The following is a 19558-nucleotide window of genomic DNA, read 5'->3' on the forward strand; positions in this document are numbered from 1 at the left end:
ATCGCCTTGCCGATCCGGCGCAGCCACGGCGGCCGGCCGTCGCGCACCAGCGGCAGGGCGCAGGCCACGCGCAAGCGGCGCACGCCGCCGGGGAACTGTTTGCGCGCGACGACCACGGCGCTGGCGAGCACCGCGATCGCGATCACCACGTACTGCGCGAACAGTCCGGCGTCCATGGCTCAGCCCGCTCCCAGGGCGACCGCGACCTGGTAGGTCAGCAACGAGGCCAGGTAGGCCAAGGCGAACAGATAACCGGCGCTGATCGCCACCTGTTTCCACGAGTTGGTCTCGCGGCGGATCGTCGCCAGGGTCGACAGACATTGCGGCGCGTAGATGAACCAGACCAGCAGCGACAGCGCGGTCGCCAGCGACCAGGTGTCGGTGATGATCGGGCTCAGCGCCTGCGCGGCGGCTTCGTCGTCGGCCGCGGACAAGGCGTACACCGTCGCCAGCGAGGCCACCGCGACTTCGCGCGCGGCCATGCCCGGGATCAGGGCGATGCAGATCTGCCAGTTGAAGCCGATCGGCGCGAACACGGCGGTCATGGCGTGCCCGATGCGGCCGGCGAAGCTGTAGTCGATGGCCGGCATGGTCGCGCCCTCGGGCGGGCCCGGGAACGACAGCAGGAACCACAGCAGGATGGTCAGCGACAGGATGATGCCGCCGACCCGCCGCAGGAAGATCCAGGCGCGCTCCCACAGGCCGATCAGCAGATCGCGCGGATGCGGGATGCGGTACGAGGGCAGCTCCAGCAACAGCGCGTGCTCGCTCTTGTCGCGGCGCCACTTCTTCATCACCCACGACACCATCAGCGCGCTGAGGATGCCGGCCATGTACAGGCCGAACAGCACCAGGCCCTGCAGGTTCAACATGCCCCAGACTTCGCGCTGCGGAATGAAGGCGCCGATCAGCAAGGCGTACACCGGCAGGCGCGCCGAACAGGTCATCAGGGGCGCGACCAGGATCGTCGCCAGGCGATCGCGCGGGTCCTGGATCGAGCGCGTCGCCATGATCCCGGGGATAGCGCAGGCGAAGCTCGACAACAGCGGAATGAACGAGCGGCCCGACAGGCCGGCGCCGGCCATCATGCGGTCGAGCAGGAACGCCGCGCGCGGCAGATAGCCCGATTCCTCCAGCGCCAGGATGAAGGCGAACAGGATCAGGATCTGCGGCAGGAACACGATCACCCCGCCGAGGCCGGCGATGATGCCGTCGACCAGCAGGCTGCGCAGCGGCCCCTCCGGCAGGGTCGCGCCGACCCATTCGCCGGCGAGCGCGGTGACCGCCTCGATGCCGTCCATCAACGGCGTCGCCCAGGCGTACACCGCCTGGAAGATCAGGAACATCACCACCGCCAGGGTCAGCAGGCCCAACACCGGATGCAGCAGCCAGCGGTCGAGCACGTCGTCGACCTTGGCGGTGCGGGTCGGCATGCTCACGCTGAGCGCGAGCAGGCGACGGGTTTCGGCATGCAGGTCGGCGCCCTCGCCCAGGCGCACCCGCGGCTCGTGCGGTTCGCGCGGCCCGACCGCGATCCGGTCGAGCAGGGCGACCAGTTCTTGGGCGCCGTCGCGCTTGACCGCGACGGTCGGCACCACCGGCACGCCGAGTTCGCGCTCGAGCGAGGCCAGGTCGATCTCGATGCCGCGGCGCTTGGCCGCGTCCATCATGTTGATCGCCACCACCATCGGCCGGCCGAGTTCGCGCAGTTCCAGGGCGAAGCGCAGGTGCAGGCGCAGGTTGGTCGCATCGACCACGCACAGCAGCACGTCGGGCGCGCGTTCGCCGGGATAGAAACCGCGCACCAGGTCGCGGGTGACCGCTTCGTCCAGGCTCGCCGCCTGCAGGCTGTAGGCGCCGGGCAGATCGAGCACCGCATAGGTGCGGCCCGAAGGCGCGCGCAAACGGCCTTCCTTGCGCTCGACGGTGACGCCGGCGTAGTTGGCGACTTTCTGGCGGCTGCCGGTCAGCAGGTTGAACAGCGCGGTCTTGCCGCAGTTGGGGTTGCCGACCAGGGCGACGCGCAGGGGCTCGGCGGCGGCGGTCACGACCGCGGCTCCGAAACGTTGGCGTCCAGCAGCTTCACCCGCACGCGCGCGGCCTCGCTGCGGCGCAGGGCGAAGCGCGTATAGCCGACCTGGACCAGCAGCGGCTCGGCCGAGAGCGGGCCGGCGGCCACTACTTCGACCCGCTCGCCGCTGACGAAACCGAGTTCGCGCAGGCGTCTTGCGATGGTGTCGTTGGCGATCTGGTCATCGACGGACTCGACCGTGGCCGCGGTGCGGCGCGGCAGTTCGGACAGCTTCAAAGGGTGGCTTCCACTGAACGGCGGCGTCCCAAATGGGAATTGTTCTCATTCTAGCACCGCCGACCGTACAGGAGCGGACGCGGCAAGCTGAACGGTATCATTCGCCAACTCCTACAAACTCATCCCCCATGTCCCATCCGCTGCTGAGCCTGCGCGAGGGCCCTGTCGCCCGCCTGCGCCTGAATCGTCCGGAGCTGCACAACGCCTTCGACGCCATCCTGATCGCGGCGCTGACCGGCGCGCTGGAAGCCGCGGCCGGCGACGACGAGGTGCGGGTGGTGGTGATCGAGGGCGAAGGCGCCTCGTTCTCGGCCGGCGCCGACCTCAACTGGATGCGCGGCATGGCCGCGGCCAGCGAAGCGGCCAACCGCGAGGACGCCCTGGCCCTGGCGCGCCTGATGCGCACCCTCAACGAGTTGCCCAAGCCGACCATCGCCCGGGTCCACGGCGCGGCGTTCGGGGGCGGCGTCGGCCTGGTCGCCTGCTGCGACATCGCCCTGGCGACGCCGTCGGCGAAGTTCGGCCTGACCGAGAGCAAGCTGGGCCTGCTGCCGGCGGTGATCTCGCCGTACGTGATCGAGGCGATCGGCGCGCGCGAGTCGCGCCGCTGGTTCGCGAGCGCGGAAATCTTCGATGCCGCCACCGCCCTGCGCATCGGCCTGCTTCATGACGTGATCGCCGAGGACGGCCTGGATGCCGCGGTCGCGCAGCAGATCGCGTTGTTGCTCAAGGCCGGTCCGCATGCCGCCGCCCAGGCCAAGACGCTGGTGCGCCGGGTCGCCGGCGAGCGCGACGGCGCCCGCCTGGACGCCGACAATGCCGGCCTGATCGCCGCCCTGCGGGTATCGTCGGAAGGCCAGGAAGGCTTGTCGGCCTTCCTCGACAAGCGCAAAGCCCACTGGTGCCCGTAACGGACCGCCATCCAAGGAGCGTCCCATGCTCGACCATCTCGGCCTGTCCGTCGCAGACCCGCTGCGCAGCCGCGACTTCTATCTGCAGGTGCTGGCGCCGTTGGGCTACGGCCTGGTGACCACGATCGGCAAGGAGATCACCGGCGGCGAGGAAGTGTTCGGCTTCGGCCCGCCGCAGCGCCCGGCGTTCTGGATCAGCAAGAGCGGCCAGGCTAGCGGCGGCGCCCATGTGGCCTTCAATGCGGACAGCCGCGCCGCGGTCGATGCCTTCCACGCGCAGGCGCTGGCCGCCGGCGCCCGCGACAACGGCGCGCCGGGCGTGCGCGCGCATTACCACCCCAACTACTACGGCGCTTATGTGATCGACCCCGACGGCAACAACGTCGAGGCGGTCTGCCACGCACCGGCCGCCTGATGGCGGCGCAGGTCATCGCGTCACCCCATCGCATCGCGGTATTGCGACGGCGTGCCGCGAGCGGCGCCGCATCGCCGAGGCCCGAGCCGCCCCACCGCGCCGGGCCATCGGCCAAAATACCCCGGCCGCGCGCGAGCCTTCGCAGCGCGGCCTCCTTCCACCCTGCGCTGCGGCGCCCGACCGGCGTGCTCCTTCATGTTTGAAAAAATCCTGATCGCCAACCGCGGCGAGATCGCCTGTCGCGTCATCCGCACCTGCCGCACCCTCGGCGTCCGCACCGTCGCGGTGTATTCCGAGGCCGACGCCGACGCCCAGCACGTACGCCAGGCCGACGAGGCCTATCCGATCGGCGGCCCGCGCCCGGCCGACAGCTACCTGCGCGGCGACGCCATCATCGAAGTGGCGCTGCGTTGCGGCGCCCAGGCGATCCACCCCGGCTACGGCTTCCTCAGCGAAAACGCCGACTTCGCCGACGCCGTCGAAGCCGCGGGCATCGCCTTCATCGGCCCCAAGGCCGCCTCGATGCGCAAGATGGGCAGCAAGGCCGGCGCCAAGGAACTGATGCAGGCTGCCGGCGTGCCGGTGGTGCCGGGCTATACCGGCGAGAACCAGGACCCGGCGGTGCTGCACGGCGAGGCCGACCGCATCGGTTATCCGCTGATGATCAAGGCCGCCCACGGCGGCGGCGGCAAGGGCATGCGCATCGTGCGCGCGAGCGAGGAGTTCCCGGCCCTGCTCGAAAGCTGCCAGCGCGAGGCGCGCAACGCCTTCGGCCGCGACCGCGTCCTGCTCGAACGCTATGTCGAACGGCCGCGCCATATCGAGATCCAGATCTTCGGCGACCGCCATGGCCAGGTGATCCACCTCAACGAGCGCGAGTGCTCGGCCCAGCGCCGTTACCAGAAAGTGCTGGAAGAATCGCCGTCGCCGTTCCTCAGCGCCGAGCTGCGCGCGACGATGGGCGCGGCGGCGGTGCTGGCCGGCCAGGCGATCGACTACGTCAACGCCGGCACGGTCGAGTTCATCGTCGGCCAGGATGCTGATGGAAAGCCGGGCGGCTTTTACTTCATGGAGATCAACACCCGCCTGCAGGTCGAACACCCGGTCACCGAGCTCGTCACCGGCCTCGACCTGGTCGAGTGGCAGTTGCGGGTCGCCGCCGGCGAGGCCCTGCCGCGCGCGCAGGACGCCATCGGCCAGCGCGGCCATGCGATCGAAGTGCGTCTGTACGCCGAAGACCCCGAGGCCGGTTTCCTGCCTGGCTCGGGCAAGCTGGAACGCCTGCGCCTGCCGTCCGCCGACGCCCACGTGCGCCTGGACTCGGGCGTGATCGAAGGCGACACGGTGACGATCTTCTACGACCCGATGATCGCCAAGCTGATCGTGTACGACCAGGACCGTCCGCGCGCGCTGGCGCGCCTGCGCGGCGCGCTCGCCCAGTGCGAGATCGCCGGGCCGAAGTCGAACATCGAATTTCTCGAGCGCCTGATCCGTCATCCGGCGGTGGTCGAGGGCCGCATCGACACCGGGTATCTGGACCGCCACCTCGAGGAGTTCATGCCCTCGGCGCAGGTCGACGCGGCCGGCGACCGCGACCTGCTGCTCGGCGCGACCGTGGTCCAGTTGCTGGCCCAGGAAGGCCGCAGCCGCGATAACGCCGCCGCCTCCAACGACCCGGATTCGCCGTGGGCGATCGCCGACGGTTGGCGCCTCGGCCACGGCGGCCGCCGCAGCCTGGCCTTCGTGCAGCGCGACGAGCGCCTGGAGTTGCAGGCGCACGGCAGCGGCGGCGACTACCGGATCGAGATTCCCGCGCTCGGCGACGTGCAACACCAGGTCCAGGGCGCGCGCCTCGACGGCGCCGAACTAAGCCTGCGCATCGACGGCCGCGCGCGTCGCCTGACCGCCTTCGCCGAGAGCCTGAGCGAGAGCGGCGGCCGGATGGTCGTGCACGACGGCGAGCGCCGCCTGCGCCTGGAATCGGTGCCGATGTATCGCCACGAACACAGCGCCGCCTCCGGGTCCGGCAACCACGTCACCGCGCCGATGCCGGGCCGCGTGGTCGTGGTCAAGCTCGCCGCCGGCGACGCGGTGGAGGCCGGCCAGGAAGTGATGGTGATCGAAGCGATGAAGATGGAGCTGAGCCTGAAGTCCCCGCGCGCCGGCGTGCTCGCTGAGGTACGCGCGGCGGCCGGCGATTTCGTCGAAGCCGACGCTGTGCTGGCGACGCTGGAAACGGCGTGAGATCAGGCGGTGCGCAGCGCTGGTACTGAGCGGCTGCGGGGCGAGCCAAAGCAAATCCCCCCTGCCCCCCTTTTCCAAAGGGGGGAACTGCACAGGCGACTTGGATACCGAATGCCGTGGGAAGAACGACGCCCCCAACGTGAAATCGCCCCCTTTGACAAAGGGGGCGGCGCGCAACGCCAGCCCGATGCCGCCGCGGACTCCATCGCGCGGGGGATTTGCTCTGCGTGCATAAGCCGCTTCGCCGGGAAGCACCAAAGCACCCTGTCCCCTCTCCAAGGGGGAACAGCACAAGCCTGAGGGGAGGACGACTCAGGCACCGACGCGTCAGCGCCGCCCACGGCCGGCGGACCGCCGTTGCAATAACGCAACGCGGGCTATTTCGCTTGAGCTTTGCCGCTTTCCGGGCTCATGATGGCTTTCGCAGCGGCGCGTTTGCGCCCGATCATCCGGTCCCACCGACCCACGCCCGACGGCCTTCAATGACAGCGACCCCGCCCGAGCACGTCCTGCCTTCGTCCGCGACCACGCCGCGCCGGCACAGCGCGCTGTCCGGCGCCCTGGTGGCATCGCTGGCCCTGCTCGGCGGTTGCGTCGCCTTCGAGCGTTCGCCGGTGGCCGAACGCAGTTGCGACCCGGAGCTGCCCGGCGAGTGGAATCTGCGCACCGACGGCGCCGCCAAGCGCATCCGCATCGACGCGTCCTGCCATACGGAGGACTGGCCGGGCCTGCGCGAGCAGCCGGTCGCACTCGACCTGACCGGTTTCAAGCTCGGGCGCGACCGCTACATCGTCCTGACCCCGGCCGATGCCGAGCGCGCGATCGACACCGAGCAGAAGCAACTCGCCAAGACCACGCCGTCCGGCGCCGTGTTCCTGGTCCTGTACCGCATCGAAGGCGACCAGGCCTACGCCTGGCTGCCCGATTCGCAACGCGCGCTGACGGCGATCGCCGCCGGCAGTCTGCGCGGGCGCAAACTCGAAGAACGGTTCGCCCTGGTCGAGGGCACCGCGCAACAGCTGCGCGACACTCTCGAACAGCGTGCCGGCCTGCTCTACGACACCGACAAGACAGCCGTGGTGCTGCAGCGCGCCACCGCCAAGGACACACGATGACCCAGCCCGCTTCCGTACGTATCGTCGAAGTCGGTCCGCGCGACGGACTGCAGAACGAGAAGGCGCAGATCGCCACCGCCGACAAGATCGCCCTGATCGACCGCCTGTCGGCGACCGGCCTGCGCAGCATCGAGGCGACCAGTTTCGTCAGCCCGAAATGGGTGCCCCAGCTCGCCGACGCCGCCGAGGTCTTCGCCGGCATCCGGCGCAAGCCCGGCGTGCACTACCCGGTGCTGGTGCCGAACGAGCAAGGCTACGAACGCGCACGCGCGGTCGGCGTGGAAGAGATCGCGGTGTTCACCGCGGCCTCGGAAGCGTTCAACCGCACCAACATCAATGCCGGCATCGACGAATCGCTGGCCCGCTTCGAACCGGTGATGGCGCGCGCCAAGGCCGACGGCGTCGCGGTGCGCGGCTATGTCTCGACCGTGCTCGGCTGCCCCTACCAGGGCGCGGTGCCGGTCGCCGACGTGGTCCGCGTGGCGCGTGCGCTGCATGCGATGGGCTGTTACGAGGTGTCGCTCGGCGACACCATCGGCGTCGGCACCCCGGGCAAGGCGCGGGCGATGTTCAAGGCCGTGGCCGCGGAAGTACCGACCTCGGCCCTCGCGGTGCACTTCCACGACACCTATGGCCAGGCCCTGTCGAACATCCTGGCCTGCCTGGAAGAAGGCGTGGCCGTGGTCGATTCGGCGGTGTCCGGCGCCGGCGGCTGCCCCTACGCCAAGGGCGCCAGCGGCAACGTCGCCAGCGAAGACGTGGTCTACATGTTGCACGGGCTCGGCATCGAGACCGGCGTCGATCTCGACGCGCTGGCCGAGACCGGGCGTTGGCTGGCCGGCCTGCTCGGCCGCGAAACCGGCAGCAAGGTCGGCAAGGCGCTCGCCGCGTGAAGCCCGGCGCGCCCGCCGACGATCCGCCTGCGCCGGCGCAAGCCCCGGTGGCGGACACGCTGGCGGCGCTGGACCGCGCACTGGAAGACCCCGCTCTCGAACCCGGCTTGCGCCGCGTGCTGAGCGATGCGGCCGCAGCCCTGCGGCATCGCGCGGACGGCGCCGCCGAGGGCGACCACGCGTGCCTGTACCGCGCCGCCTTCGATGCGATTCCCGACCTGGTCACCGTGCTCGACGAAGCCGGCACCGTGGTCGAGATCAATCGCCACGGCACCCAGGAGCACCGGCGCATCCGCGAGGAGATCCTCGGCCAGCCGATCCACACGCTCAACCCGGAGTTGCCGCGCGATCACCTGATCCCGGTGTGGGAAACGCTCAACCGAGGCCAGAGCTACATCATCGAGGTGACCAACAAGCGCGGCGACGGCACGCGTTTCCCGGTCGAGGTGCATTCGGCCGGCTTCATCCACCAGGGCCAGCGCCGGATCATCGCCATCGCCCGCGACCTCAGCAACCGCCAGGAAGCCGAGCTGCGCTTCCGCGAATTGGTCGAACTGATCGATCGCGGCGTGATCGTGCAGGACGAGACGCTGCGCATCGTCTACGCCAACAGCGCGGCGATGCGCCTGCTGTCGCTGCACAGTGGCGAGAGCATCGCCGACGAACTGCGCTCCGGGCAGTGGATGGTGATCGACGAGCGCGGCCACGAACTGAGCCGCGAGCAGTACCCGTCCAACGTCGCCCTGACGACCGGCCGCATCGTCGAAAGCACCGTGCTCGGCCTGTACCACCGCGACCGCCGCGAGCTGATCTGGCTGTCGGTGACCGCGGTGCCGCGGTTCCCGCCCGGCGGCGACCGCCCGCACCAGGTGTTCGCGCTGTTCTCCAACGTCACCGCGCTCAAGCGCGACAGCGCCCTGTTCGACCGCGCCCAGGCGCTGGCGCACATCGGCGGCTGGGAATGGGACTCCGGCCGCGACCGCCTGTACCTGACCGACGAAGCCACCCATATCCTCGGTTACGACACCCCGCTGGTCTCGATCGAGGAACTGCTCAACTGCCTGCGCCCGCTCGACCGCCATCGTCTGCGCAACGGCCTCGAACGCAGCCTCGGCAACGGCCGCGGCCTCGACCTGGAGCTGCAGGGCCTGCGCCCGGACGGCAGCGCCTTCTGGGTGCGCGTGATCGGCGACGCCGGCACCGGCGAGCCGATCGGCCAGGTCATCACCGGCACCCTGCAGGACATCACCGAACGCAAGCTCGAAGAAGAACACCTGCGCATCCAGGCACGCAGCGATCCGCTGACCGGCCTGCTCAACCGCGACGCGGTGCAGGCCGAGCTCGAACAACGCCTCGACACTTTCCCGCAGTCGCCGCTCGCCGTGCTCTACATCGATCTCGACCGCTTCAAGGTCGTCAACGACGTGCTGGGCCATGCGGCCGGCGACCGCCTGCTGGCCTCGGCGGCGCGCCGCATCCGCCAAGCGGTCGGCGAACGCGCCCAGATCGCCCGCTTCGGCGGCGACGAATTCCTCGTGGTCTGTTCGCTCGACGGCGAACCGCAACGCGCCGAACGGATCGCCGATTCGATCCTGGAAACCTTCGGCGACAGCTTTCGCGTCGACGGCGAAGAGTTCAGCATCACCGCGAGCATCGGCATCGCCCAGTCGCCGCTCGACGGCCGCACCGCCCAGCAGCTGATCCAGAGCGCCGACGTGGCCATGTACGACAGCAAGCGCCGCGGCCGCAACAGCTGGCAGGCGTTCACGCCCGAACTGGCCGAGCAGCAACTGCACCGCCTGCAGTTGGAAACCCACCTGCGCCGCGCCGTGCACAACGACGAGCTGCACCTGGTCTACCAACCGCAGGTCGACCTCAGCGACGGCAGCGTGGTCGCGGTCGAGGCCCTGATCCGCTGGCGCAACCGCTCGCTCGGCGAGATGCGTCCGGACCGTTTCATCGGCCATGCCGAGACCACCGGCGACATCGTCGGCATCGGCGGTTGGGTCCTGCACGAGGCCTGCCGGCAACTGCGCGAATGGCGCGATCAGGGCCTGCAGATCGAACGGGTCGCGGTCAACGTGTCCTACCGCCAGTTCCTCGGCGACGACCTCGCCAGCAGCGTCGCCCAGGCCCTGTCCGAGTACGGCCTGTCCGGCAGCGCGCTGGAGCTGGAATTCACCGAGCGCGTGCTGATCGAGGACGCGCCCGACACGGTGCGCACCTTCGCCCGCCTGCGCGAACTCGGCGTCAGCCTGTCGATCGACGACTTCGGCGAAGGCTATAGCGCCCTCAACTACCTGCGCCGGCTGCCGATCCACGGCCTCAAGCTCAGCCAGTTGTTCGTCCAGGGCGTGCCCGACAACCAGTCCGACGTCGCCGTCTGCCAGGCGGTCACCGGCATCGCCCGCAGCCTCGGCCTCGGCCTGGTCGCCGAAGGCATCGAGACCGAGCGCCAGCGCGCCTTCCTGCGCGAACTCGGGGTCGCCATCGGCCAGGGCTTTTTGTTCGCGCCGGGATTGGCTCCGAACGACCTGCGCGACTATTGCCGCGGGTTGATGCGCAGTTGAGGCGTGGGTCGCCCTGTTTACGGCTGATGCTTGCGGCATCACTGCCGGCGCGCGCTTCTCTCGTCTGCGGCTTCGCGCCGATCGAGTGCGCATAAACGCGATCGCCGCCGTGATGCGGACATGAGGCGCTGCCCGGCAGTCCCCCGACCACTACACGGCCGCAACGTCTTCGCAAGCGCCCCGACCTGAGCGAGGATGTAGCCCAACCCGCAGAGAGTTCCGCCCGCATGACCTTGCCGCCCGGTGTCGTATTGCGTCCGATCCTGCCCCGCGACGATGCCGCGCTGGCCGCCATCGCCCGACAGGTGCAGGCGGAATTCGGCGCCGGCTCGGTCAGCGATCCCGAGGTGGATGCCATGCAGCGGGTCTACAGCCGGCCGCGCAGCGCCTACTTCGTGGTCGAGCGCGACGGCAGGCTCGGCGGGGGCGCCGGCATCGCCCCCCTGCTCGGCGGCGACGACGGGGTCTGCGAACTGCGCAAGTTCTACCTGCTGCCTTCGGTGCGCGGGCTCGGCCTGGGCCAGGCGCTGCTGGACAAATGCCTGCTGACGGCGCGCGGGTTCGGCTTCGGCCAATGCTATGCCGAGATGCTGGACCGGATGAGCGACGCTCAGCGCTTGCTGCAGAGCAACAGCTTCCAGTTGCTGGAAGCGCCGATGGGCTATGGGGAACTGCCCGGCAGCCATAGCTGGTATTTGCGCTCGGTTTAGGAGCCCAGCGCCCTGGCCGCAAAGACTCAGAGCCATGCCTCAGAGAAGCCCCCGGTGTTCGGCTACGCCGAAGTAAAGCGGGGAGCCTGCCTTCGCGGAAACGACAGTAGGTACTGGTCGTCCTCTGCCGCCCCCGTCCAAGCCTCGGCCGGAAGAGACCTCAGCCCCTGCCCCGACGCCCGCCCGGCTCGTCCTTTAGAATGGCCGCCTTTCCGCCTTCAGGACCGCTCATGCAATTCGACAACGTCCGCGCCGTGATCACCGGCGGCGTTTCCGGCCTTGGCCTGGCCGTGGCCCAGCACTTGGTCGCCCGCGGCGGCAGGGTCGCCCTGTTCGACGTCAACGACGACAAGGGCGCGCAGGCCATGGCCGACCTCGGTGCCGACAAGGCCCGCTATTTCCGCACCGACGTCACCGACGAAGCCGGCGTGGCCGCCAACCTCGGCGCCGCCAAGGAATTCCTCGGCGGCCTCAACGCGACCATCAACTGCGCCGGCATCCTCGGCGCCGGCCGCGTGCTCGGCAAGGACGCGCCGATGGCGCTGTCGCAGTTCCAGACCACGGTCATGGTCAACCTGGTCGGCAGCTTCAACGTCGCCAAGGCCGCGGCCAACCTGATGCAGCACAACGAAGCCGGCGACGACGGCGAGCGCGGCGTGATCGTCAACACCGCCTCGGTCGCAGCCTACGAGGGCCAGATCGGCCAGGCCGCGTATTCGGCCTCGAAGGCCGGCGTGGTCGGCATGACCCTGCCGATGGCGCGCGAGTTCTCGCGCTTCGGCATCCGCGTGATGACGATCGCGCCGGGCATCTTCTGGACGCCGATGGTCGACGGCATGCCGGATTCGGTGCAGCAGTCGCTGAGCGCCTCGATCCCGTTCCCCTCGCGCCTGGGCCGTCCGGAGGAATTCGCCGACCTCGTCGCTTACATCCTCGGCAACCGCTACCTCAACGGCGAAACCATCCGCCTCGACGGTGCGACGCGGCTGGCGCCGAAGTAAAGCCGGGAATCGGGAGTCGGGATTCGGGACTCGCAAAGCGATCCACGCCCGCTCCCAACCTCCTCGGCTCCCTGGCTCTTCCTAATCCCGAATCCCCAATCTCGAATCCCTAACGCCCATGAAAGCCTACGACGTAAAGAAAGGTAACGTAATCGAGCACAACAACACCGTGTACCAGGTGCGCGACATCGAACGCAGCTCGCCCCAGGGCCGCGGCGGCAACGTCAAGTTCCGCTTCACCATGTACTCGGTGCCCGGCGGCACCAAGTTCGACCTAAGCGTCGGCGGCGACGACGAGCTCAAGGAAGTCGAACTGACCCGCCGTCAGGTCACCTACTCGTACAAGGACGGCGACGCCTTCGTGTTCCTCGACGACGAGGATTACACGCCGTACACGCTCGATGCCGACGTGGTCGGCGACGACGCCGGCTACATCGTCGACGACCTCGGCGGCTGCTACGTGCAGATCATCGACGACCAGCCGGTGGCGCTGCAGCTGCCCGCCAGCGTGGCGCTGGAAGTGATCGAGACCCCGCCGGAGCTCAAGGGCGGCACCGCGACCAAGCGCCCGAAGCCGGCCAAGCTGGCGACCGGCATCGAGATCATGGTGCCCGAGTACATCGGCACCGGCGAGCGCGTGCTGGTCAACACCGCCACCGGCGAATTCGCCGGCCGCGCCGACTGATCGTGACGCAAGGCTTCGAGTATCGCTTCGCAGCGGCGACCGACGCGGATCTTCCGCGTCTGTTGCCGGTGCTGCGCGAGTTCTACGAAGCCGAACACCTGCCCTGGAACGAGGCCGCCCTGCGTCGCGCACTGGCGAGCCTGGTGGCCGATCCCGATGCCGGCCGTCTGCGCCTGATCGAACGCGACGGCGAGATCGCCGGCTACTTCGTCCTGGGGTTCTGCTTCAGCCTCGAATTCGGCGGCCGCTACGGTTTGCTCGACGAGTTGTTCGTGCTGCCGGCGCATCGCGGCGGCGGCCTGGCCAAGCGCGCGCTGGCCGAAATCGAAACGCTGTGCCGGGCAGAAGGCCTGGACGCGATGCGGCTCGAGGTCAACGACGACAACGCGCATGCGCGCGGCATCTACGAACGCGCCGGTTATGCGGCGCATCCGCGCCGATTGATGACCAAATGGTTGCGCGACTGAGCGGCCCGATCGCTCGGCAGTGCGAGGTATGCGACCTCGTTGCCGCGTTCAAACGCAAGCACGCAGTCATGGATTCTTACGCTTTTCCCCGGCAAAAAACGAAAGAAAACCGGATACCGGCTTTCGCTTGAACGACGGCAACGATGCAGCGTATCCGATGCATCGAGCGCGGATGTTCCGACTTTAGCACCCGGTCACAACTCGCCAGGCACGCGGTCCTCCTAAGGCGCTGCAATGCCGCTGCAACCTCGCTCGGTCACGCTCTATGCTTTGCCCGACGCGGCCGTTCGGCCGCCCGCGCAATGCCCCGCCAGTTCCGGAGCCAGGCCTTGACCACGTCCACCCGTCGCGACTTCCTCAAACTCGCCGGCGCATCCGCCGCGCTGGGCCTGCTGCCTCCCTCGATCCGCGCCGCCCTGGCCACGCCGGCCGCGCGCGTCACCGGCACGATCCAGGACGTGCAGCACGTGGTGATCCTGATGCAGGAAAACCGCTCCTTCGACCATTACCTCGGCGCCTTGCGCGGGGTGCGCGGTTTCGACGATCCGCGCCCGATTCCGCTGCCCGGCGGCAAGACGGTCTGGCAGCAGCCCAAGTCGACGACCAACGCGCAAGCCGTGCTGCCGTTCCGCCTCGACACCCGCACCACGGCCGCGCATTGCATGGCCGACATCGACCACAGCTGGAAGGGCTCGCACACGCGCTGGAAGGACTACAACGCCTGGGTCGCGACCAAGGGTCCGATGTGCATGGGCCACTTCACCCGCGAGGACCTGCCGTTCTATTACGCGCTGGCCGACGCGTTCACGGTGTGCGACGCCTATTACTGCTCGCACCACGGCCCGACCAACCCGAACCGCATGCACCTGTTCGCCGGCACCAGCGGCATGACCGTCGGCGATTTCGGCCCGCAGGCGGTCAACAACGCCGACGACGGCAACTGGACCGCCGACATGGCGCTGGACAAGCCGACCTTCGCCGGCCATCGCTGGACCACCTATGCCGAGCGTCTGCAGAACGCCGGCATCGGCTGGCGCGTGTACCAGGAACACGACAACTACGGCGACAACTCGCTCGCTTACTTCGCCAATTTCCGCAAGCTCGACCGCCAGTCCGAACTGTACAAGCGCGGCCGCGCCTGGTCGCCCGGCTCCACCGCGGAGAACGCCAAGGCCTCGCGCGGCGAATACCTGATCGCCGACTTCGCCAAGGACGTACGCGAAGGCAGCTTGCCGGCGGTGTCTTGGATCGTGCCGTCCTACATCATGAGCGAGCACCCGGAAGCCACGCCGGCGTACGGCGAGTCGCTGACCGCGCGCCTGCTCGAGGCGCTGGTCGCCAACCCCGAGGTCTGGTCCAAGACCGTCTTCATCATCAACTACGACGAAAACGGCGGCTTCTTCGACCACGTGCCGCCTCCGCTGCCGGCGATCAGCTCCAGCCTCGGCAAGAGCACGGTCGACACCGCGACCGAAAACTACAACGGCGTGCCGGTCGGCCTGGGCGTGCGCGTGCCGATGTTCGTGATCTCGCCTTGGAGCAAGGGCGGCTGGGTCAATTCGCAGGTGTTCGACCACACCTCGGTGCTGCGCTTCCTGGAAGCGCGCTTCGGCATCGCCGAGCCGAACATCAGCGCCTGGCGCCGCACCGTCGCCGGCGACCTCAGCACCGCCTTCGACTTCGCCAATCCGAATGCGCAGTGGCCGGCCCTGCCCGATACCGGCGGCGCCATGTCCGGCGCCGACGCCAGCTGCAAGCTGGCGACGCCCAAGCCGCCCGCGCAAGCGCGGATGCCGCGCCAGGAGCGCGGCCAGCGGCCGGCGCGCGCGCTGCCGTACGAGTTGCGCGTCGACGGCCGCATCGAGGCCAGCAGCGGCCGTTACTGGCTGGACTTCGGCAACGACGGCGTCGCCGGCGCCTGCTACAACGTGTACGCCGGCAACCGCAGCGATGGCCCGTGGTACTACACGCTCGACCCGGGCACGCAGTTGTCGGATTACTGGAGTGCGAAGCAGTACACCAACGGCGTCTACGACCTTTCGGCGTATGGCCCGAACGGTTTCCTGCGGGTGTTCCGCGGCGACCTGCTCAAGGCCACCGCGGCCCAGGGCGCTGACCCGGAAGTCTCGGTCCGCCATGACGCGATCGGCGAGATGCTGGTGCTCGAATTCGTCAACCGCGGCCGCGCCGCTTGCCGCCTCAGTCTGCGCGCCAACCGCTACAGCGATGCGCCCGCCCGTTATTACGACCTGGCCCCGGGCGCGACCCTGCGCGACCACTGGCCGCTCGCCACGAGCAAACGCTGGTACGACTTCAGCATCACCTCCGACGCCGATGCCGGCTGGCTGCGCCGCATCGCCGGGCATGCCGAGAACGGCGCGGCGAGCGTGAGCGATCCGGCGATCGGAGCTTGAGCCTGCGTTCGCAGCATCTGCAGTAACGCCGCTCTCGCAGAGCGGTGTCAGTGACGGTCAAGACTTCGCGGCTGGCGAAGCCGGCTGAATATCGTGGTCGCGGCTTGCGCCGCTCCTACCCCACGGGACGGCGCTGTTTGTGGGTAGGAGCGGCGTGAGCCGCGACCGCGGCGCGCGCAGAGGCAACGCTGCCGATGGCATCCATCGCGGCGGCGTGCTTTCGCCGGGGTTGGGGCGACGCGAGCCGCGACCTCCGGGACGCGCCGAAGCAACCATGCCGATGCCATGCATCGAAGCGACGCGCTTTCGCCGGGGTAGGAGCGGGTAAGCCGCGACCGCGTCGTTACGGTCTTGCGGCGTATGGATCAAGAAGGATCTGAATCAGGGTCAGATCAAGATCAAACCCAAAGCTTCCGCCACTAAAGCGGCGGGTTACTTTCTTTTGTCTGAAGCAACAAAAGAAAGGTAACCAAAGAAAAGTGCTTCTTTTTGAATCAAGGGCCCGCGCGTTCGATGCCTCCGCGGGGATCTATATACGGGACATCCCTGTCCCGATGAAAAACGGCCGGCATCCCTGCGGGCCGCCCTCCGGGTCTTCTTAGCCTTCGCGAGTGCGAGGCGGCGCACGGCCAAAGCGAAAGCCGCAATGCGGAACAGGAGCGCGGCGCTCACCTTCCCCTGTAGGAGCGGCGTGAGCCGCGACCGCGGGACGCGCCGAAAACAACCATGCCGATGCCATCCATCGAAGCGACGCGCTGTCGCCGGGGTAGGAGCGGCGCAAGCCGCGACCGCGAATCTGCGGCCGCCGGCGCGGATGGTCGGAGTAGCGCTGTCGCGGCTTACGCCGCTCCTACAGGTATCTCGGCCAGCAACGCCGCGAGATCGAGGCGACGCGGTCGCGACTTGCGTCGCTCCTACCCTGTTCCCGCGTAGAGAAACGCACCAGGGGGCGGCGCGTAGCCCGCTACAGCCGCATGCCCAACCAGATCACCGTTTCGGTCGAGGCCGACACCACCGGCGACAGCAGCCGCGACCAGAAGCGGTCGGTGGTCAGGTGATCGGCCGTGACGTCGTGGTGTTGCTGCTCTTCTTCGACGATGGTCGAGATGGCAGTGCTGGCCGCGGGGTCGGAACTGGCCAGGCTGTGCAGTTGGTGGATCAGATGACGCAGCACCACGCGTTCGACCGCCACCGTGGTCGCGGCGATCGCGCGTTCGCCGAACAAACCGGTCACCAGGCCCAGGACGTAGCCGCCGAGGGCGCACAACCGGTAGCTGCGGCAACGCGGGCGGCCGCGGCGTTGCAGTTCGGCCCAGAACAAGGCCCGGTGGCGTTCTTCATCGGCCTTGAACCGGGCCAGTTCGCTCAGCATCCCCGGGGCGAAGAAGCGCGCCATGGCGATCTGACCGGCGTAGATGTGCACCGCTCCATGCTCGCCGGCGTGATTGACCTTGAGGATGCGGCCGCCCAGTTCGGTATCGCCCGACGGCGCCAGTGGAGTCGTGCCGGCGGCCGACTCAGCCACGGGCCAGCCACTTGCGCGCCATGCGCCGCATCGAGTCGTCGGCGCCTGGGTCGTCGGGCAGTTCGGCGATCTCGCGCCAGGCCAGGTCCAGCGATTCCTCGCTGACCACATAGGCCTCGTTGTCGCTCGCGCGCACGACGTACCGCAGGTCGTAATGCCAATGCCCGGGGACGTCGCGGCGTTCCGGAATCCAGTGGCGGTCGAGGTCGAACAGCCCGGGCTCGACGCTGAGCCCGGTCAGGCCGGACTCCTCCTCGGCTTCGCGCAGGGCCACCCGGGCCAGGTCGCGGTCGCCGTCGGCGTGGCCGCCGAGCTGCAGCCAGCGCTCCAGCTTGCGGTGGTGGGTCAGCAGGACCCGGCGCCCGGCCCGGTCGACCAGCCACGCGCCGCCGGTGAAATGGCCGGCCAGGCGCTCGCGCAGGAAGGGGTCGCACGGGGCCAGGGCCCCGTCCGGGGCGGTGCCGCGGCCCTGGGCCTCGTCGAGCAGGTCCAGAAACGCTCGCGTATGTTCGGCTTCCTGCGGCCAACGTCGGCCATATTCGATGAGATTGGAACGCAGATCTTCGATGACGTCGGAATGTTTCGCAGGCATGCGGAGTCAGACACTGGCGCGCGACCGGGGGGCGCGATTATGCGGGCAAAGCCCGTGACGGTGTGCGCTTGCCGCCCATTTCCACCCTGGGTTAAGGTGGCCCGCCGCTCCACTGAGGGAGCCGGTCATCGTCGTCGCCAGAACGACGGGTAGAGATCACTTCTTACGAGAGAGAGGGGAGTTCGATGTCGAGAGGCCTGTTCATCACCAAACCGGTGGCGCCGTCCGGCCACGTGGATGCCGGCGAGCCCGTAGAGGGCAGCCTTGAAGGCGAAGCGACGCTCAAGCGATCGTTGACCGCCACCCAACTGGTGATGCTAGGCATCGGCGCCGTGATCGGCGCCGGCATCTTCGTCCTCTCCGGTCACGCCGCGGCCGAACACGCCGGCCCGGCGATCGTGCTCAGCTTCGTCGTCGCCGGCATCGCCTGCGCCCTCGCCGGCCTGTGCTACGCCGAGTTCTCGGCGATGATGCCGGTCTCCGGCAGCGCCTATTCCTATTCCTACGCCACCCTGGGCGAATTCGTCGCCTGGTTCATCGGCTGGAACCTGGTCCTCGAATACCTGTTCGCGGCCTCGACCGTCGCGGTCGGCTGGTCGGGTTATCTCAACAGTCTGCTGACCACCTTCGGCATGGGCCTGCCGGCCTCGCTGGCGGCCGCGCCGCTCAACGTGGTCGACGGCAGCATCGTCTACACCGGCGGCCTGATCAATCTGCCGGCGGTGGCGATCATCGCGGCGATCAGCGGCCTGTGCTACGTCGGCATCACCCAGTCGGCCTTCGTCAACTCGATCATCGTCGCGATCAAGGTCGTGGTGATCACCCTGTTCGTGGCCTTCGCCGCCAAGTACATCAACCCGGACAACTGGGTGCCGTTCATCCCGGAAAGCCAGGGCCCCGGCAAGTACGGCTTCGACGGCATCATCCGCGGCGCCTCGGTGGTGTTCTTCGCCTACATCGGTTTCGACGCGGTCTCCACCGCCGCCGGCGAGGCCAAGAACCCGCAGCGCGACATGCCGATCGGCATCCTCGGCTCGCTGGTCATCTGCACCATCATCTACATCATCGTCTCCGGCGTGCTGACCGGCCTGCTGCCCTACCACATGCTGAGCACGCCCAAGCCGGTCGCAACCGCGCTGGAAGCCTTCCCGGCGCTGGGCTGGCTGAAGTTCGCGGTCGAGATCGGCGCGATCGCCGGCCTGAGCTCGGTGATCCTGGTCATGCTGATGGGCCAGCCGCGCATCTTCTACTCGATGTCGAAGGACGGCCTGCTGCCGAAGTTCTTCGCCAAAGTGCATCCGAAGTTCCAGACGCCCTACATCGGCACCATCATCGTCGGCATCTTCGCCGCGCTGCTGGCCGGCTTCCTGCCGATCGGCCTGCTCGGCGAGCTGGTCTCGATGGGCACCCTGCTGGCCTTCGCCACCGTCTGCGTCGGCGTGCTGATCCTGCGCCGCACCCGCCCGGACCTGGCGCGCCCGTTCCGCGTGCCGCTGGCCGTGCTGGTCTGCCCGCTCGGCGCGGCCGCCTGCCTGTACCTGTTCTGGAAGCCGTTCTCCGAGCATTGGCACCTGATGACCGGCTGGACCGCGATCGGCATGCTGATCTACTTCGGCTACGGCTACCGCAACAGCAAGCTGCGCAAGGCCGCCAACGGCGCCTGACCGGCATGCAGTCGGCAAGGCCGGCGGAGTTTCCGCCGGCCTTT

General features: G+C 68.8%; 17 protein-coding genes. 12 read left to right on the forward strand and 5 right to left on the reverse strand.

What is annotated here, in order from left to right:
• The 3 genes from ACSAMQ_RS05990 to ACSAMQ_RS06000 form a co-directional block, all read right to left on the reverse strand.
• A partial coding sequence (locus ACSAMQ_RS05990; protein WP_435394821.1) for a DUF6587 family protein occupies nucleotides 1-176 on the reverse strand: 176 nt, incomplete at its 3' end.
• A 3-nt stretch (nucleotides 177-179) separates the two neighbouring features.
• A complete protein-coding gene (gene feoB, locus ACSAMQ_RS05995) occupies nucleotides 180-2048 on the reverse strand; it encodes a ferrous iron transporter B (RefSeq protein ID WP_435394783.1) in 1869 nt (622 codons plus the stop codon).
• Entirely contained in the window at nucleotides 2045-2308 is a 264-nt protein-coding gene (locus ACSAMQ_RS06000) for a FeoA family protein (RefSeq protein WP_435394784.1), read from the reverse strand. Before ACSAMQ_RS06000 ends, feoB begins: the two co-directional genes overlap by 4 nt.
• A 128-nt stretch (nucleotides 2309-2436) precedes the next feature.
• On the opposite strand from ACSAMQ_RS06000, the gene ACSAMQ_RS06005 reads away from it, so the two are divergent.
• From ACSAMQ_RS06005 to ACSAMQ_RS06055, 11 genes are all read left to right on the forward strand, one after another.
• The gene (locus ACSAMQ_RS06005; protein ID WP_435394785.1) at nucleotides 2437-3219 is read left to right on the forward strand and encodes an enoyl-CoA hydratase-related protein; all 783 of its coding nucleotides are present in this window, start codon (nucleotides 2437-2439) and stop codon (nucleotides 3217-3219) included.
• 25 nt (nucleotides 3220-3244) lie between these two features.
• The gene (locus tag ACSAMQ_RS06010) at nucleotides 3245-3634 is read left to right on the forward strand and encodes a VOC family protein (RefSeq protein ID WP_435394786.1); all 390 of its coding nucleotides are present in this window, start codon (nucleotides 3245-3247) and stop codon (nucleotides 3632-3634) included.
• 195 nt (nucleotides 3635-3829) lie between these two features.
• Complete coding sequence (locus ACSAMQ_RS06015; protein ID WP_435394787.1) at nucleotides 3830-5878, forward strand: acetyl/propionyl/methylcrotonyl-CoA carboxylase subunit alpha; 2049 nt, start codon at nucleotides 3830-3832, stop codon at nucleotides 5876-5878.
• A 482-nt stretch (nucleotides 5879-6360) separates the two neighbouring features.
• Complete coding sequence (locus tag ACSAMQ_RS06020; protein WP_435394788.1) at nucleotides 6361-6993, forward strand: hypothetical protein; 633 nt, start codon at nucleotides 6361-6363, stop codon at nucleotides 6991-6993.
• Complete coding sequence (locus ACSAMQ_RS06025) at nucleotides 6990-7886, forward strand: hydroxymethylglutaryl-CoA lyase (protein WP_435394789.1); 897 nt, start codon at nucleotides 6990-6992, stop codon at nucleotides 7884-7886. Before ACSAMQ_RS06020 ends, ACSAMQ_RS06025 begins: the two co-directional genes overlap by 4 nt.
• Nucleotides 7883-10456, forward strand: coding sequence for an EAL domain-containing protein (locus ACSAMQ_RS06030; protein WP_435394790.1), 2574 nt, complete (start codon nucleotides 7883-7885; stop codon nucleotides 10454-10456). Before ACSAMQ_RS06025 ends, ACSAMQ_RS06030 begins: the two co-directional genes overlap by 4 nt.
• Nucleotides 10457-10683: 227 nt before the next feature.
• The gene (locus ACSAMQ_RS06035) at nucleotides 10684-11166 is read left to right on the forward strand and encodes a GNAT family N-acetyltransferase (RefSeq protein ID WP_435394791.1); all 483 of its coding nucleotides are present in this window, start codon (nucleotides 10684-10686) and stop codon (nucleotides 11164-11166) included.
• A gap of 230 nt (nucleotides 11167-11396) precedes the next feature.
• Nucleotides 11397-12167 (forward strand): SDR family NAD(P)-dependent oxidoreductase, encoded by a 771-nt coding sequence (locus ACSAMQ_RS06040; protein ID WP_435394792.1) that lies wholly within the window; start codon nucleotides 11397-11399, stop codon nucleotides 12165-12167.
• Between the two features lie 118 nt (nucleotides 12168-12285).
• Nucleotides 12286-12852 carry an elongation factor P-like protein YeiP gene (gene yeiP, locus ACSAMQ_RS06045; protein WP_435394793.1) on the forward strand — a complete coding sequence of 189 codons (567 nt, stop codon included), beginning with the start codon at nucleotides 12286-12288 and terminating at the stop codon, nucleotides 12850-12852.
• A 2-nt stretch (nucleotides 12853-12854) separates the two neighbouring features.
• The gene (locus tag ACSAMQ_RS06050) at nucleotides 12855-13319 is read left to right on the forward strand and encodes an N-acetyltransferase family protein (RefSeq protein WP_435394794.1); all 465 of its coding nucleotides are present in this window, start codon (nucleotides 12855-12857) and stop codon (nucleotides 13317-13319) included.
• A 329-nt stretch (nucleotides 13320-13648) separates the two neighbouring features.
• On the forward strand, nucleotides 13649-15733 hold the full coding sequence (locus ACSAMQ_RS06055; RefSeq protein ID WP_435394795.1) for a phosphocholine-specific phospholipase C: 2085 nt from the start codon (nucleotides 13649-13651) through the stop codon (nucleotides 15731-15733).
• A 964-nt stretch (nucleotides 15734-16697) separates the two neighbouring features.
• Here the strand turns inward: ACSAMQ_RS06055 and ACSAMQ_RS06060 are convergent.
• Together ACSAMQ_RS06060 and ACSAMQ_RS06065 are read right to left on the reverse strand one after the other, a co-directional pair.
• Complete coding sequence (locus ACSAMQ_RS06060; RefSeq protein ID WP_435394796.1) at nucleotides 16698-17258, reverse strand: demethoxyubiquinone hydroxylase family protein; 561 nt, start codon at nucleotides 17256-17258, stop codon at nucleotides 16698-16700.
• Nucleotides 17251-17850, reverse strand: a complete 600-nt coding sequence (locus tag ACSAMQ_RS06065; protein ID WP_435394797.1) for an NUDIX hydrolase — start codon at nucleotides 17848-17850, stop codon at nucleotides 17251-17253. The genes ACSAMQ_RS06060 and ACSAMQ_RS06065 overlap by 8 nt, the downstream gene beginning before the upstream one ends.
• Nucleotides 17851-18035: 185 nt before the next feature.
• On the opposite strand from ACSAMQ_RS06065, the gene ACSAMQ_RS06070 reads away from it, so the two are divergent.
• Nucleotides 18036-19514 (forward strand): amino acid permease, encoded by a 1479-nt coding sequence (locus tag ACSAMQ_RS06070; protein WP_435394798.1) that lies wholly within the window; start codon nucleotides 18036-18038, stop codon nucleotides 19512-19514.
• Nucleotides 19515-19558: the final 44 nt, after the last annotated feature.

It is taken from the genome of Lysobacter sp. 1R34A, assembly GCF_051217035.1.
Taxonomy (GTDB): Bacteria; Pseudomonadota; Gammaproteobacteria; order Xanthomonadales; family Xanthomonadaceae; genus Lysobacter.